This is a genomic window from Frankia sp. R82, from assembly GCF_023716925.1.
GTDB lineage: Bacteria > Actinomycetota > Actinomycetes > Frankiales > Frankiaceae > Frankia.
Window position 1 is genome coordinate 1 of sequence record NZ_JAMQQG010000214.1, and the last position, 13,317, is coordinate 13,317.

Consider the following 13,317-nt stretch of genomic DNA (forward strand, 5'->3'; position numbering starts at 1 on the left):
AAACCCGCTTCCAGGAGTACGATAAAGCCGCCTAACCGTTCAAAGCCCTACCTGTGAACGAAACCGGGGCAGCTTCATTCGACCACTGCGGCACGCGGGGCAGGTGCGCCGGTCGGATCGTGGACTGCCGCGTTCCGTCGCTTCTGCTGCTCGGCGACCCTCGATGCAGGCCACGGCCTGTGCGGTCCGCGCCGGCGAGCCGCGGTGACCAGCGGCGCGCAGCGGCCTGGCTACCAGCGATCGTGATGGAGAACCTGGTCGGCTCGACGCCTGGTAGCTGCTCGTAGGTGTCAGCGGACGAGGGGCTGGAGCCCGCGCAGCATGAGGTTGCGGGCTGTCGCGCCGCTGCGGGCGTGCGAGACGATTCCGATCCGTCGTGACCGCGCCGCGATCTGCTGTGCCTTCTTGCGGCGCTCGCGGTCATAGCGACGCAGCGCGGCGGTGACGCCGTCGTCGCCGTCGTCACGGGTGGCAGCCGTCAGATGGTGTACGAGACTGATCGCGTCGATGATCGCCTCGCATCCTCCTCGTCCGGCGTGCGGGGTCATGGCATGCGCGGCGTCGCCGAGCAGTGCGACCCGGCCGGTGACGAAACCGGGCAGCGGCGGGTGCAGGTCGTAGATCGGGTTGCGAAGAAGATCCGTCTCCTGGACCGCGGCGAGGATGGTCGGAATGGGCTCCCGCCAGGCTCCGAACCGTTCACGTAGTCCGTCGAGTCCCGGGGTGTCCTGCGGCTGCGCACGGAATGCCGCATAGACGTTCGTCCTGCCCGGTTCCATCGGGGTGTTGCCGAACAGGGCGCCGTCGCCCCACGTCTCGCCGTAGGCGCCCGACTCGAAGTCGACGGTGCCCCGGTAGCCGATCAGCCCGCTGTAGCGGGGTGCGGTGCGGTCGCCGAAGAACGTCTGGCGCACTGCGCTGCGCAGCCCGTCGGCACCGATCAGGACGTCGGTCTCGGTGAGTCGAGCGCGCAACGCGGTCTGGTCCGCCTGCACGCCGGTCTGGATGTCGATGTCGTTCGCGTGTGTCAGTAGGAGGTCCATCAGCGTGCGGCGGCTGATCAGGCGCACGCGTGGAGTGCGCGGTGAGTCCACGGGTAGCTGGAGCAGCCTGCGGCCGTCGTGGCGGTAGATCGCCGCCTCGGCGACGGGCACGGACGCCTGGGCAAACTGATCAGCCAGACCGATCGTCGCCAGCCCGTCCTGTGCCTCGGGCCAGACGCCCAGGGCGGCGCCCACCCCGACGACCCGCGGCCACCGCTCCCAGACGGTGACCGACCATCCCGCGTCCCGCAGGCCGATCGCGGTGCTCAGACCACCGACACCCGCGCCCACGATCAGTGCCTGCTTCGCCATGCCCCAAGGGTACTACGCCTGTAGTAAAACTACAGTCGTCTCGTGTCCACCCAGCGCAGCCGACGCGAGGCGGTACTCGATGCGGCGATCGAGGTGCTCGGTAGCGGCGGCTCCCGGGCTCTCACTCACCGCGCGGTCGACCGCCGCGCGGGCGTCGCGGAGGGCACCACCTCCAACTACTTCCGCACCCGGCAGGCGTTGGTCGCAGGCGTGCTGGCTCGTATCGCCCGACGGGAGAGCGCACCGTCGACGAGTCCGGCCGCCGTACCGACCGACGCCGAGCAGCTCGTCGCCGTGATCGCCGAGCGGCTGCGCTTCCTGCTGGGCCCGGGCCGTACGCTGACCCTGGCGCGGCACGCCCTGTTCCTGGAGGCCGCGCTCGACCCGCGGCTGCGGCCCGATCTGCTGGCCGAGTCGGCGCCGTGGTGGGAGGTGGGGGAGACGTTCCTCCGAGGGTTGGGCGTGCCCGATCCCGGGACACGCAGTCGGCTGCTGTTCGCCTATCTCGACGGGCTGCTCGCCGACCAGCTGGCCCGGCCGTCTGCCGACTTCGACCCGGCGGTGGCAGTACGCACGGTCATGCGCGGTCTGCTGACACCCTGACGAGGCGCAGCTGCCTGCTCGCCCGTAAAACCTGACTGCTACCTCGCGTGCAACGCATCCTTTTCATGACTGGCGTTATGGACGGTCAGTGGAGCTCCAGAAGTCCATGCGTCGAGATCGGCGTAGACCGGTGCGTGGTCGCTCCAGCGCTGGTCGTAGGTGGGTGCTCGATCCACGGCGGTGGACAGGACTCGTCCGGCAAGGTGAATGCTGGAGATCAGGTAGTCGATGCGCCAGCCGGTGTCGGTGTCGAAGGCCTTGCCGCGCCACGACCACCATGTATATGGGCCCGGCTGCTCACCTACGGCATTGCGCACCAGGTCCACGAAGCGGTCCTCGGTGAACAGCCGGTCGAGCCAGGCTCGTTCCTGGGGAAGGAAGCCGGCCTTCTTCAGGTTGCCCTTCCAGTTCTTCAAATCGACCTCGCGATGGCAGATGTTGAGGTCACCGCACACGAGCACGTGCCGGCCGTCGGCGGCAAGCTTTGCCATCCGTTCACGGATCGTGGCCAGGAAGCGGTATTTTTCCTCCTGCACCGGCGTGTCCGCCTCGCCGGTGTGGACGTACACCGATGCCACGTGAGCAGCCCCGGATCGCCCTCCAGGGCGAAGTCCGCCTCCACCCATCGGCCAGCGCCGGTGAAGTCACCGAGCCCCGCGCGGACATCCGCGGGAGCCATTCGGGACAGGATCGCGACTCCCGCCCGGCCCTTCGCCGCCCCAGCCTCATGGACGATGTGCCAGTCGGGCCCGACCGAGTCCGCCAGGACGGCGTCGTCGGCGCGGACCTCCTGGAGGCAGAGGATGTCCGGGTGTCGGGCCTCCAGCCACGCATCCATTCCCCGCCGCCTGGCAGCGCGGATGCCGTTCACGTTGACCGTCGCCACCCTGAGCACAGCGCCCCAGCCTCCTCGCCCAGCACGTGGTCCGTTCCACCGTGTTGTGCACCATGGAAGCAGGCCGGAGAAGCGGGGGACCGGCCGCCATCGTCATCCGCCTGGTGGCTGCCGAGGGAGACCGGGAAGGCTGCCGGTCGTGTCGGCACTGCCCAGCCCTTGGCGGACGGCGAGTTCGACGGGGGAGTAGGTGTTGTCGGTGCGGTCCAGGTCGAGCAGGCCTGCCGGGTCCAGTGGGGGCTGGGCGAGGAAGCGTGGCACGGACCCGCGGTGTCGTTGCGCGGCGTGGATGAGGAACGGGTGGCAGAGGTAGACGTCACCGGCCTGCCCGGTCGCGAGGACCACCGGGCGGTCGGGGCTGTCGAGTCTGCCTGCGGCGTCCATCTGTGTGGACAGCTCCAGGCCGTTGCGGCCGCGTTCGCCCGCCGGCGCCAGAAACGGCGGTACGTCGAGGTGTGATCTGGCCTTGATGCGGGTGGGTGCGTCGTCGGGGCCGACGTCCGAGAACAGGAACAGCATCAGCAGGGCGCGACCGCGGGATCTGATGTTCAGCCAGAACCACGTCTCACCGTCCGGCAGGTAGGAACCGTCCATGTGCCAGCCGGTATCACCGGGGTCGCCGGGGTGCGGGAAGCGGAGGGGGAACGTGCCCAGGCCGGTGCGGGGCCGCCATCGACCGGGCCCGACCAGCTGATCGAAGGCGGTATGCAGCCGTGGTGTGGTGGCGGCCTGCCGGAAGGGTTTCTCCGCGCTGGCGTCGATCCGGATGACGGGGCGGGTCCAGCCTGCCGGGTCGGCGGGATCGAGACCGGTCAGGCGCCACAGGATCGCACGGCATTCGTCGGCCAGGACCCGCGGGAACGCCCCTCGGAGGGGGATGAAACCCGTCGGTCAGCGTCGACACCGCGGCCATCACCTCGACCTCAGATCCTCGTCGGCCTGGGACGATCACTCAAACGGTTTTCGCGTGGCTGCGGCCGGGCGGGTCAGGTGAGTTCTGGATCCGGGTCGGCATCGGCCGGCGGGCCGCCCGCCCCGGTGGGCGGGACCGTGCCTGCCCAGGTGGCCCAGTCGGCGAGGGCCTCGTAGAGGCGGATGCCCGCCTCGACTGTCACCCGCATGGACCGGACCTGTGGGCTGTCGCCGTAGTCTCCCCGGTCCTTGGCGGCGGCGAAGGCGCGGTAGCGAGCGGCCGACTCGGCGTAGAACCGGGCCTCCTCGTCGAGGTGGCGGCGCAGGTCGTCGGGCTGCATGAGCCAGAAGAACAGTGACCGCAGCAGCGGCTGTACCCGAATCGTGTGATCGACGTCTCCCGCGGTGAGCCAGTGGCGGATCTCCGCGACCCCGGCGTCGGTGATCCGGTAGGCCCGGCGGCGCCGCGGCCCCTCGGCGTCGACCTCGATCAGGCCCTCGTCGGCGAGCCGGCGCAGCTCCGCGTAGATCTTCGGGTGCTGCGCCGGCCAGATCTGGCCCAGCACCTCCTCGAAGCGTCGGGCCAGGTCGTAGCCGCTCGCCGGGCCTTCGGCAAGCAGACCGAGCAGCCCGTACCGCAGCGACATCACACCCTCCCGCCATCCGTGCCCGTCGAAGCCGTGCGGCCATCTTGACACGCGGTGCGAGCCCTCTAGATGATGAACCAAAGGACATGTACTTCGGTACATGTCCTCAAGTACATCTACTGTGGAGGTGCGGCCAATGGCTGACAGTGGATCGCGCGGTGGAGTCCTCGTGACCGGCGCCGCCGGAGGGATCGGCGCGGCGAGCGTGCGTGCGCTCGCCGACCGCGGCTACCGGGTGTTCGCGGCCGTGCGCTCGGAGGGCGTGGCGAGCAGGGCGCTGGCGGAGTTGCCCGGGGTGCGGGTGCTGACGATGGACGTCACGGATCCCGTAGGTGTCACCGCCGCCGCCGACCTGGTCGCGGCCGAGACGGGCCAGGCGGGGCTGCGTGCGGTTGTCAACAACGCCGGGGTCATCGTGCAGGGCCCGCTGGAGCTTCAGTCGGCCGACGAGCTGCGCCGACAGTTCGAGGTGAACACCCTCGGCCCGATCTACGTCACCCAGGCGTTTCTGCCGCTGCTGCGGGCCGGCCAGGGCCGGATCGTCAACGTCACCGCGCCGTCCGCCCGGGTCCCGGTGCCGTTCATGGCGTCGTTGTCCGGGAGCAAGGCGGCACTTGACGCGGTGTCCGCGGCGCTGCGGCTGGAACTGGTCGCCTGGCGGATTCCGGTTGTACTGGTCGAGCCGGGCAGCACCGAGACGGAGATCTTCGACAAGGCCGGCGCTGCGTCGAAACAGTCGCTCGTCCTGGTTGCCCCCACCCGGCTCGCGCTCTACCGGGAGCAGCTCGCCGCGGTGGATCGGGCGGCGGCGAAACTGCGTCAGCGGCCGGTCGGGCCGGTTGCCCGCGCGATCGTGTCCGCGGTGTCCGCCCGCCGGCCCCGGCGGCGCTATCTCGTCGGCGACGCCCGCGTCATCAGCGTGGTCCTGCGACTTCCCGCCGGCCTGCGTGAACGGATGCTCGCCGGCATGCTGGGCCTGCGGGGGACACGGCCAAAAGGCTGAGTGCCGAAACGCTGGTCAAGGGCGTGAATCCTGGCCAGTCGATCACCACACCCCTACCGTGCCGCAGGCCTGGCGGCACTGTTCGGTGAGGCCTCCGCAGGCCGGTGACGGGTCGGGTCAGCCGGCCGCGGACTGGGTGAACGTGGCTCGGTAGGCGCTGGGGGTGAGGCCGGTCCGTCTTGTCAGGTGCTGGCGTAGGGAGTCGGTCGTTGCCAGGCCGCTGAGGCGGGCCACCTGGGTCATCGGCAGGTCGGTGGTCTCGAGGAGTTCCCGAGCCCGCAGGACCCGCTGATGGAGCAGCCACTGCAGTGGGCTGAGGCCGGTCTCGGCCTGGAACTGGCGGGCCAGGCTGCGGACGCTGATCCGGGCATGCGCGGCGAGATCGGCTCGCGTGAGCGGTTCCTGGAGCCGGTCGAGTGCCCACTCGCGGGTTGCGGCCAGCGTGGCGCCGGTCGTGGTGGGGAGCGGTCGCTCGATGAACTGGGTCTGCCCGCCAGGCCGTACCGGTGCCGCGACGAGCAGCCGGGCAACCGCGTTGGCGGTGGCGGCACCATAGTCGGTGCGGACGACGTGCAGGCACAGATCGATGCCGGCGGCCAGGCCGGCCGAGGTGAGGATGTTGCCGTCTTCGACATAGAGGACGTCGGGGCGCAGATCCACGGCGGGGAAACGGGCGGTGAACTCCGCGGACCTGGCCCAGTAGGTGGTGGCGGCGCGGCCGTCGAGCAGGCCGGCCTGGGCCAGGACGAACGCGCCGGTGCAGATGGACGCGACCCGTCTGCCGGCGGCCGACGCCCGGCGCAGTGCGTCGAGCACGCGCGGGTCGATGTCGTCGCGGGCGCCGGTCCCGGTGACGATGACCGTGTCGGCATCGTCGATCGCCTCCAGCCCGTACGGGACGACGACGTCCAGGCCGCTGCCCGCGGGAGTCACCGGCCCAGGTCGGGCGGTGCATACCGTCACCCGGTAGCCCGCCCGGCCGTCGATCTCCATCTCGCCGAAGACCAGCGCGGGGATGGACAGGTCGAAGGTGGTCGCCGGGGGTACCGCGACGACGGCGATCCGGTGCGGCCTGCGTTCCATCCAGGCTGCCGCCATGGCCCGAACCTCCGGATATCTGGCAATCGGGCCACTACTCTAGCCGCCGCCCAGGACAGAGGGTTGAGCTGTCGCCGCGGTCGTCCCGGCGGCACCCAACCCAGCACGTCAACCCGGGAGTGTGCATGTACGTCATCGTGGGAGCGGGAGCGACGGGGTCGGCCGCCGCGCGGCTACTGGCCGACGCCGGAGAGTGGGTGCGGCTCGTCACCCGGCGTGGCATTGGGCCCGTGCACGAGCGGATCGAGCGGATCCCCGTGGACGCTGCCGACACCGCGCGTCTCGTGGAGCTGGCCATGGGAGCCAGGGCCCTGTTCAACTGCGCGGCCCCGCCGTACGACCGATGGCCGGCGGAGTTCCCGCCGCTGGCGGCCGGGATGCTGGCCGCCGCCGAGCAGGCGGGCGCCGACTACGTCATGCTTGGCAACATCTACGGCTATGGACCGACGGACGGCCCGGTGACCGAGGACCGTCCGATGGCGCCCAGTTCGGTGAAGGGTCGGGTACGGGCGCGGATCTGGGACGACGCGCGGACGGCGCACGACGCGGGCCGAGTCCGGGTGACCGAGGTGCGCGCCAGCGACTTCCTGGGAGCCGGTGCGGCCTCGCTGTTCACCCTGACCGTGGCGCCGGCGGTGCTGGCCGGTACGCCGGCCGTCTACCCGGGGGACCTCGATGCCCCGCACGCCTGGAGCTACGTGGGCGATGTGGCGCGGACGCTGGTCGCCGCGGCCGGGCACGAGCAGTCCTGGGGTCGGGCCTGGCATGTGCCGTCGACCTCGCAGCTGTCGGTTCGGGAGCTGGCCGGCCGCCTGGCCGCGGCGGCGGGCGCGCCGGCGCCCGCACTGTCACCGCTGACCGCGGCGGAGCTGGAGCAGTGGGGACGCGGCGACTCGGTGCTGGCGGAGGTGCAGGAGATGTTCTACCTGTTCGACCGCCCGACGCTGCTCGACGCCTCGCGGACCCGCGCGGTACTGGACGTCGATGCCACTCCACTTGACGCGGTGCTCAAGGAGATGACGGCGTCCCCGCGCCCGTCGTCCACATGCTGCTGATCATCGGCATGCCGCGGACGAACAGGACCGGGCACCGCGCACCCCGGTTCCGGTAGAACAGCTTGGTCCCGTCGGAAGTAGCGATACGCGGTTTCCTGGCACCTGTTCTCTGTTCCTCGTGGGCCGCGGTGAGTGGGGCGCCGCGGCGGCTGGCGCGCTAGGCGGCCAGGGGTTTCACCGTCAGCTGGTAGTCCTCCCTGACGCGGCCGTCTTGGCCCAGAAGAAGGAAGACGCGGGCGGCCCAGGCGACCTCGCCGCCGGGATCGGTCAGTTGGACGGTCATGGTGACGATGTCGTCGTGGCGGGTCACGTCGCTGGCGGCGGTGACGGTGTACCGGCCGCTGGCCACGAACTCCTGATAGGCACGGGCGACCCGGCCCTGGAGTTCCTCGTGTCCCCGAAACTGGACGCCCTCCACGAACTCGGCGCCGTCGGGTGCCCAGAGCTCCTCGATGGCGGCGCGGCGGGCCGCGGGATCGGGCTCGCTCCACACTGCCAAATAGCGCCCGGCGATTACCGCGGTCGCCGTTCTGGTCATCTCTGTCATGATTTTCCCCTTCCCGGTGGCCCGTGCGGCCACCGGGAAGACGCTCGCCGCTGCCGCGACAGGAAGGTCAAGCCGGACGTAGGGCGAGACTCTCCCCCTGCAGGAGGCCGCACAATGACGACGTGCCGGATTACCTGTCGATCGGCGACTTCGCTCGCGCCACGCACATGACCGTCAAGACGCTGCGCCACTATCACCAGACGGGCCTGCTCGAACCAGCCAGGGTCGACCCGGACACCGGCTATCGGCGCTACAGCACCGGCCAGATCCCCGTCGCGCAGGTCATCAGCCGCCTCCGTGCGCTGGATATGCCGCTGGCGGAGATCCAGGGCGTGCTGTCAGCCCCCGATCCGCGAGCACGCAACGAGCGAATCGCCGGCCATCTCAGCCGTCTCGAAGAACAACTCGGCCGCACGCAGTCGGCCGTCGCAGCACTGCGGGACCTGCTGACAGCGCCGCGGCCCGGCGACGTCTCGGCGCGCATCGAACTGCGCAGCGTGCCGGCCATCCCGGCTGCTGTCATCACCGATGTCGTCGGTGCCGAGGAATCGGTCGTCTGGCTGCAAGGCGCGCTCGGCGAGCTGCACGCGACCCTGACCGCCCAGGACGTACCCGCCAGCGGTCCGGCGGGCGGCCTCTTCACCGACGAGGTGTTCACACACCATCGCGGGCAGGTGACGATCTTCGTCCCCTGCGCGGAACCCGTTCGGCCGATGGGCCGCGTCGTGGCCGGGTCGATCCCGCCCGTGGAACTCGCGGTCATCGAGCACGCCGGACCGGCCGCCGACGTCGACCGTACCTACGGCACCCTGGCCGCCTACGTCGCACGCCATGCTCTCACCGTCGACGGCCCGATCCGGGAGTACTACCTGGTCGGCCAGCGAGATACCCCCGACAACGCGCTGTGGCGGACCGAGATCGGCTGGCCGATCTTCCACACCCTTCCCGTGACCGCCGGTATATCCGCTTCGGAAACGTGACACGACTGATCGGGGTGGGGCTGGACCAGTCAGTACCGGAACCATGGGCTGGGGACGTCCGAGACCGGGCGGCGACCGGGGCGCTGATGGCATCCATCCCCTGGGGTATGAGACGGTCATTCATCGGGTAGCGGCGGTGCACTTGTTGCCGTCGTGGTGGTAGACCTGCTGAAGCGAGCCGAAATTGGTTGCCGAAAAATCCGGGCCGCGGTTGCCGCCGGCGATGAGAGCAATGTTCTACATTTTTCTGTGAGCGCCTTTACCTGCGGTTTCCCCGAGGCGTGGCTGCTGCGACCGTGAGATGTCGGCGCGATTCCGACGTCACGTTCGCGGCTGCCCGGCGCCCGGAGATGTGGTGGTCAAGACACTCGAGGACGAGCCGGTTGGGCACCCTTGGACTCGGACGTCGAGGGCGGCCGCCGGTCGGGCGCCGAGAAGCCGGAGTTTGTCGTGGTCGGCTGACTGCGGTGCGGCATGGAAGAGGACCAGCCGCAGGGGGCGATCGCCGGGCAGGTCCAGGTTCTCATAAGCAAGATCCAGATTGCCGACCTCGGCGTTCCAGAATCGTTTGACTCCGTGCGAGCGCTCCATCACCTCCCCTGCCGCCCACAGATCGACGAAGTGATCGCCGCGCAGCATCAGCTCGCCGATGAGCCGGGCGAGTCGGGAATCGTGGCGGTGACGCGCCGAGGCAACTCGCAGCTGTGCGGCCGTCGCACGAGCAATCTGGCGCCAGTCGCGGTAGAGCCGATGACTGAGCGGGTCGAGGAACAGAAAACGGGCGAGGTTGCCTTCGTGCGTCGCATCGAAGTCGAAGAACAACCGCTGGGCCAGCTGGTTCGAGGTGATGACATCGAACCGGTGATTGATGACCAGCGCGGGAATTCCGAGGCCGGCAACCAGGCCGGCCAATGCCGGCCGCGCGAGGGCGACGTCGGCGCGCCTGGCCCGCCCGAGGCCGTGGGCAAGATCGAACAAATGCGAGCGTTCCGTACTGGTCATCGAGAATGCCTCGGCGATGGCCTCCAGCACCTGCGGCGACGGTCGACTCGCCTTGCCACGTTCGAGTCGTGCGTAGTACTCCGCGCTCACGCCGACCAGCGCGGCGACCTCCTCACGGCGCAGGCCGGTCACGCGCCGCCGACGGTCGATACCGATACCGAAGACGCGCGGATCGAGCTTGGCCCGTCGCAAGGCGAGGAACTCGCCCAGAGTCGTGGAAACGGCTGCCATGTGCCCAGTCTGACCCCCTCCACGGTTGCCATCCAGGACCTGCCAGTACACGTATAACCCGGCCCTTCCACCTCCCGTCCGAGGCGGTAACGCTGGCAACGACCCGAACCGCGGCGTCCCCGTGACAAGACAACCGCAGAGAGGATTTCCCGTCATGTGCCACGCAGTGGATTCTCGCCCGCCGGCGCCGCCGTACGTGATCCCCACCGAGGATCACGGCCCCCTGACGCTGACCACCACCGACGGGGTGCGTTTCCCCGCATACCTTGCCCACCCCGCACACCCGAACGGACAGGCTGTCGTGATCCTCCCCGATGTGCGGGGCGCGCACGCCTACTACCGAGACCTGGCCGTGCGGTTCGCCGAGGCGGGTCTGCATGCCGCGGTGATCGACTACTACGGGCACCTGACCGACGACCCGCGGCGCGGCGACGACTTCGACTGGCAGGCCAAACTTCCCGACGTCGACTCCGACACTGTCAGGGCGGCGGCATCCGCCGCCCTTGACCAGCTGCGCCGCGATGGCGCGCATGACCTGTTCACGGTCGGGTTCTGCTTCGGCGGCAGCCAGTCGTGGCTGCTCTCGGCGACCGATCTTCCAGTGAACGGCGTCGTCGGATTCTACGGGGACCCCGACCTTGTCGAACCGCGGATCGCAGAGCTCCACAAGCCGATGCTCCTGCTGGTTGCCGGTGCCGACGTCGCTACCTCCAGAGAACGGTCCGAACAGTTCGCCCACGACCTTGCCCAACGCGGCGTGCCACACCAGCAAACGATCTACGACGGCGCGCCGCACTCCTTCTTCGACCGGAGCAGCCACGAGTGGGGCTCGGCCTGCACCGACGCCTGGCGCCGGATCCTCGCCTTCGTCGCAGCCCACAGCACCAGCCAGGCGGCCCGGCAGCCGGCTCGGTACTCCACCTCCGACGAGCACCGCATGGCAACCTACCGCCGGCTCGCCGAGTTCCTGCCGGCACTGCCCGAACTCGCCCAGAGCTTCGCGCACCGCACCATAGCCAAACGGCCCGGACTCACTCCCGACCAGCGCGAACTTGTCATCCTCGGGGCTCTCATCGCGCTCGGTGACACCGGACTCCAGCTCACCGCCCACGCCCAAGCCGCTGCCGGCCTCGGCATCACCGGCGACCAGCTCGGTGAGATCATCCTGCAGACAGTCCCCTACGCCGGCTTTCCGAGAGCCATCAACGCGGCCCTCGCGCTCGCCGATCACATCACCACCGCGGCACCGCCTGAGGACAGTCGCGGTCGGCCAGGGGACCCGGGCGTTGGCTGGTCGAGCTGAGCCGGATGCCTGGACGACGCGTGTCGAAGGTGCGCCGCAGCCGCGGCGGCACCTCCACGGCCTCGCCTACTGGTCCGCCCGCTGCACCACTCCGCCCGGTAACCCCCCGGCTCAACGGACGCCTCGCCGTGGCCGTCGCCGTGGCCTCGGCGCCCCGGGCATCGATCGACCCGGGTCTGTCGCCAGCCGAGCTGCACGAGCCCTCCGCCGCTGCCAGGTGGCAGATCCATGTCGTGCTGCTGCTGGTGTTCACCGGTGACGATCGCGGGGAAAGCAAGGCTCACCGCGCGGGCGTCCGCCGTCGACGTTCCCGGATACGAGGAGCTGATCCACCTGGCCGTCGAGCACGGCGACAAGCACGTGCTGAAGTTCACCGAGGCCTGCCTGCGCGAACATGCGCTGCGGAGTAGAGCGCGATCGTCCAGCGGGCGCCGGCGAGCTGAGCGTTCATTCGCTGCACGAAGTTCTGGTGCGCAACGTGTTCACTGATGGCGTCGGGCTTCCACCCAAGCGCTTCGCGCGTAGTGCCCGCGTCCGCACCGTCCTCACATCGGACCGCACTTACCCCGCTCGGCAGGCTCAACTCGCCGTGACGGCCGGCTACTACGACCAGTCCCACATGACCGCTGATTTTCACATCATGATGGGCGTTCCTCCGGAAAGCTTCTTCTCCGGCCGTATCCCAGCGCCCCAACGCTCCGTTGGATCAGTTGCCTGACCAGCGCGTTCCTGGCGTGGGCACGATGGAGCAGATCACTTAGGACGTCCGCGGCCGGCCACCCAAACCGTTCGAGGACTACGTCGCCGAGACCGCCGCGGCGGGCCGCTGGAACTCACCGCACACCGAGGCGGGTTCGGATGACACCGACCACGCGGCGACCTGACCTGCGATGCCAGGTCTCCCCTGAGCCCAGCTACGGTATTGGCCATGGCCTGCGTCTGAGCCAGATCGCTGAAGCGGACGAACTGCCGACGAACGACCCATTGGCACTGCTGATCGGCATGGTGCTGGACTGGCAGATCGGACGAACAGGGAACGAAGGCGGATACCGCGTCCTGTTACTCCGCGGGTGACGGACTCCCAGCGAGGCATGTGATCACCTAGCGTTTCTGTGGGCGCTCCTGTCTCCCGTCATCGGACACAGGACCCATGACGGCCCGCAGGATGCGTTTGAGATGCACGGCGTCCTCTTCGGGCAGCCCTTCCAGGAAACGCTCTTCAGCCTGGTCGTGGGCGCTCCTGGCCGCACGCAACGTGGTCCGACCGGATTCGGTGAGGCCGACAACGTTCCTGCGGCGATCGTGCGGATCTGGGCGGCGCGCCACCAGTGCCTTTGCCTCCAGCTCGTCGATCAGCGCCACCATCGTGGTGCGGTCGACCCCCATGCGGCGGGCGAGTTCGAGCTGTGACAGCGGGGGAACATCGTCGATCACGATGAGAACGGCGCATTCGCGCCCGTTGATCCCGAACGGTGCCAGCGCCGATGCGCCGAGGTCGGCGAGCCGAAGTTGCGCGTGCTTGAGGAGGTACCCGAGCCGGTTGGTCAGCGCGGCTGGGGGGCCGGTCGGCGCCGACTCACGCGTGAAGGACTGCTCACCCACCCGACCACCTTAGCGGTCACTCTATCGCCCTAGCGGATCGTCAGTTTTACTGACGATCCGCTAGGCTGAAGATTGGGATACGAC

13 protein-coding genes and 1 pseudogene are annotated in these 13,317 nt (G+C 69.5%); 6 read left to right on the top strand and 8 right to left on the bottom strand.

The window, feature by feature from the left end; all coding sequences use genetic code 11:
• Window positions 1–290 precede the first annotated feature (290 nt).
• The gene (locus ND747_RS17805) at window positions 291–1,355 is read right to left on the bottom strand and encodes an FAD-dependent monooxygenase (protein WP_251734736.1); all 1,065 of its coding nucleotides are present in this window, start codon (window positions 1,353–1,355) and stop codon (window positions 291–293) included.
• A 42-nt stretch (window positions 1,356–1,397) separates the two neighbouring features.
• Here ND747_RS17805 and ND747_RS17810 point away from each other — a divergent pair, with 42 nt between their 5' ends.
• Window positions 1,398–1,958: a TetR/AcrR family transcriptional regulator gene (locus tag ND747_RS17810; RefSeq protein ID WP_251734737.1), complete on the top strand. Its 561-nt coding sequence runs from the start codon at window positions 1,398–1,400 to the stop codon at window positions 1,956–1,958.
• A gap of 110 nt (window positions 1,959–2,068) precedes the next feature.
• On the opposite strand, the pseudogene ND747_RS30155 reads toward ND747_RS17810, so the two are convergent.
• The 3 genes and pseudogenes from ND747_RS30155 to ND747_RS17830 all read right to left on the bottom strand — a co-directional run.
• Window positions 2,069–2,796 (bottom strand): annotated as a pseudogene (locus ND747_RS30155) (exodeoxyribonuclease III); the annotation flags it as partial.
• A 150-nt stretch (window positions 2,797–2,946) separates the two neighbouring features.
• Complete coding sequence (locus tag ND747_RS17825; protein ID WP_308204653.1) at window positions 2,947–3,732, bottom strand: phytanoyl-CoA dioxygenase family protein; 786 nt, start codon at window positions 3,730–3,732, stop codon at window positions 2,947–2,949.
• A gap of 107 nt (window positions 3,733–3,839) precedes the next feature.
• Window positions 3,840–4,412 (bottom strand): PadR family transcriptional regulator, encoded by a 573-nt coding sequence (locus ND747_RS17830; RefSeq protein WP_251734740.1) that lies wholly within the window; start codon window positions 4,410–4,412, stop codon window positions 3,840–3,842.
• 136 nt (window positions 4,413–4,548) lie between these two features.
• On the opposite strand from ND747_RS17830, the gene ND747_RS17835 reads away from it, so the two are divergent.
• Entirely contained in the window at window positions 4,549–5,415 is an 867-nt protein-coding gene (locus tag ND747_RS17835; RefSeq protein ID WP_251734741.1) for an SDR family NAD(P)-dependent oxidoreductase, read from the top strand.
• Window positions 5,416–5,532: 117 nt separating this feature from the next.
• Here ND747_RS17835 and ND747_RS17840 read toward each other — a convergent pair whose 3' ends face one another.
• A complete protein-coding gene (locus ND747_RS17840) occupies window positions 5,533–6,513 on the bottom strand; it encodes a GlxA family transcriptional regulator (protein WP_251734742.1) in 981 nt (326 codons plus the stop codon).
• Window positions 6,514–6,638: 125 nt separating this feature from the next.
• On the opposite strand from ND747_RS17840, the gene ND747_RS17845 reads away from it, so the two are divergent.
• Window positions 6,639–7,568, top strand: a complete 930-nt coding sequence (locus ND747_RS17845) for an NAD-dependent epimerase/dehydratase family protein (protein ID WP_251734743.1) — start codon at window positions 6,639–6,641, stop codon at window positions 7,566–7,568.
• A gap of 157 nt (window positions 7,569–7,725) precedes the next feature.
• On the opposite strand, the gene ND747_RS17850 is transcribed toward ND747_RS17845, so the two are convergent.
• Window positions 7,726–8,106: a hypothetical protein gene (locus tag ND747_RS17850; protein WP_251734744.1), complete on the bottom strand. Its 381-nt coding sequence runs from the start codon at window positions 8,104–8,106 to the stop codon at window positions 7,726–7,728.
• A gap of 131 nt (window positions 8,107–8,237) precedes the next feature.
• Here ND747_RS17850 and ND747_RS17855 point away from each other — a divergent pair, with 131 nt between their 5' ends.
• Window positions 8,238–9,095, top strand: a complete 858-nt coding sequence (locus ND747_RS17855) for a MerR family transcriptional regulator (protein WP_251734745.1) — start codon at window positions 8,238–8,240, stop codon at window positions 9,093–9,095.
• A 321-nt stretch (window positions 9,096–9,416) separates the two neighbouring features.
• Here the strand turns inward: ND747_RS17855 and ND747_RS17860 are convergent, their stop codons facing one another.
• On the bottom strand, window positions 9,417–10,379 hold the full coding sequence (locus tag ND747_RS17860) for a helix-turn-helix domain-containing protein (RefSeq protein WP_251734746.1): 963 nt from the start codon (window positions 10,377–10,379) through the stop codon (window positions 9,417–9,419).
• A 103-nt stretch (window positions 10,380–10,482) separates the two neighbouring features.
• On the opposite strand from ND747_RS17860, the gene ND747_RS17865 reads away from it, so the two are divergent.
• Window positions 10,483–11,631 carry a dienelactone hydrolase family protein gene (locus ND747_RS17865; protein ID WP_251734747.1) on the top strand — a complete coding sequence of 383 codons (1,149 nt, stop codon included), beginning with the start codon at window positions 10,483–10,485 and terminating at the stop codon, window positions 11,629–11,631.
• 858 nt (window positions 11,632–12,489) lie between these two features.
• The gene (locus tag ND747_RS30160; protein ID WP_285900731.1) at window positions 12,490–12,705 is read left to right on the top strand and encodes a hypothetical protein; all 216 of its coding nucleotides are present in this window, start codon (window positions 12,490–12,492) and stop codon (window positions 12,703–12,705) included.
• A 27-nt stretch (window positions 12,706–12,732) separates the two neighbouring features.
• Here ND747_RS30160 and ND747_RS17875 read toward each other — a convergent pair whose 3' ends face one another.
• Window positions 12,733–13,233, bottom strand: a complete 501-nt coding sequence (locus ND747_RS17875; protein ID WP_251734748.1) for a MarR family winged helix-turn-helix transcriptional regulator — start codon at window positions 13,231–13,233, stop codon at window positions 12,733–12,735.
• Window positions 13,234–13,317 lie beyond the last annotated feature (84 nt).

Excerpts from the sequence above, each read along its gene's own strand:
- ND747_RS17805 (WP_251734736.1), bottom strand. The coding sequence starts at position 1,355 with ATGGCGAAGCAGGCACTGATCGTGGGCGCGGGTGTCGGTGGTCTGAGC.
- ND747_RS17830 (WP_251734740.1), bottom strand. The coding sequence starts at position 4,412 with ATGTCGCTGCGGTACGGGCTGCTCGGTCTGCTTGCCGAAGGCCCGGCG.
- ND747_RS17835 (WP_251734741.1), top strand. The coding sequence starts at position 4,549 with ATGGCTGACAGTGGATCGCGCGGTGGAGTCCTCGTGACCGGCGCCGCC.
- ND747_RS17840 (WP_251734742.1), bottom strand. The coding sequence starts at position 6,513 with ATGGCGGCAGCCTGGATGGAACGCAGGCCGCACCGGATCGCCGTCGTC.
- ND747_RS17845 (WP_251734743.1), top strand. The coding sequence starts at position 6,639 with ATGTACGTCATCGTGGGAGCGGGAGCGACGGGGTCGGCCGCCGCGCGG.
- ND747_RS17850 (WP_251734744.1), bottom strand. The coding sequence starts at position 8,106 with ATGACCAGAACGGCGACCGCGGTAATCGCCGGGCGCTATTTGGCAGTG.
- ND747_RS17865 (WP_251734747.1), top strand. The coding sequence starts at position 10,483 with ATGTGCCACGCAGTGGATTCTCGCCCGCCGGCGCCGCCGTACGTGATC.
- ND747_RS30160 (WP_285900731.1), top strand. The coding sequence starts at position 12,490 with ATGACACCGACCACGCGGCGACCTGACCTGCGATGCCAGGTCTCCCCT.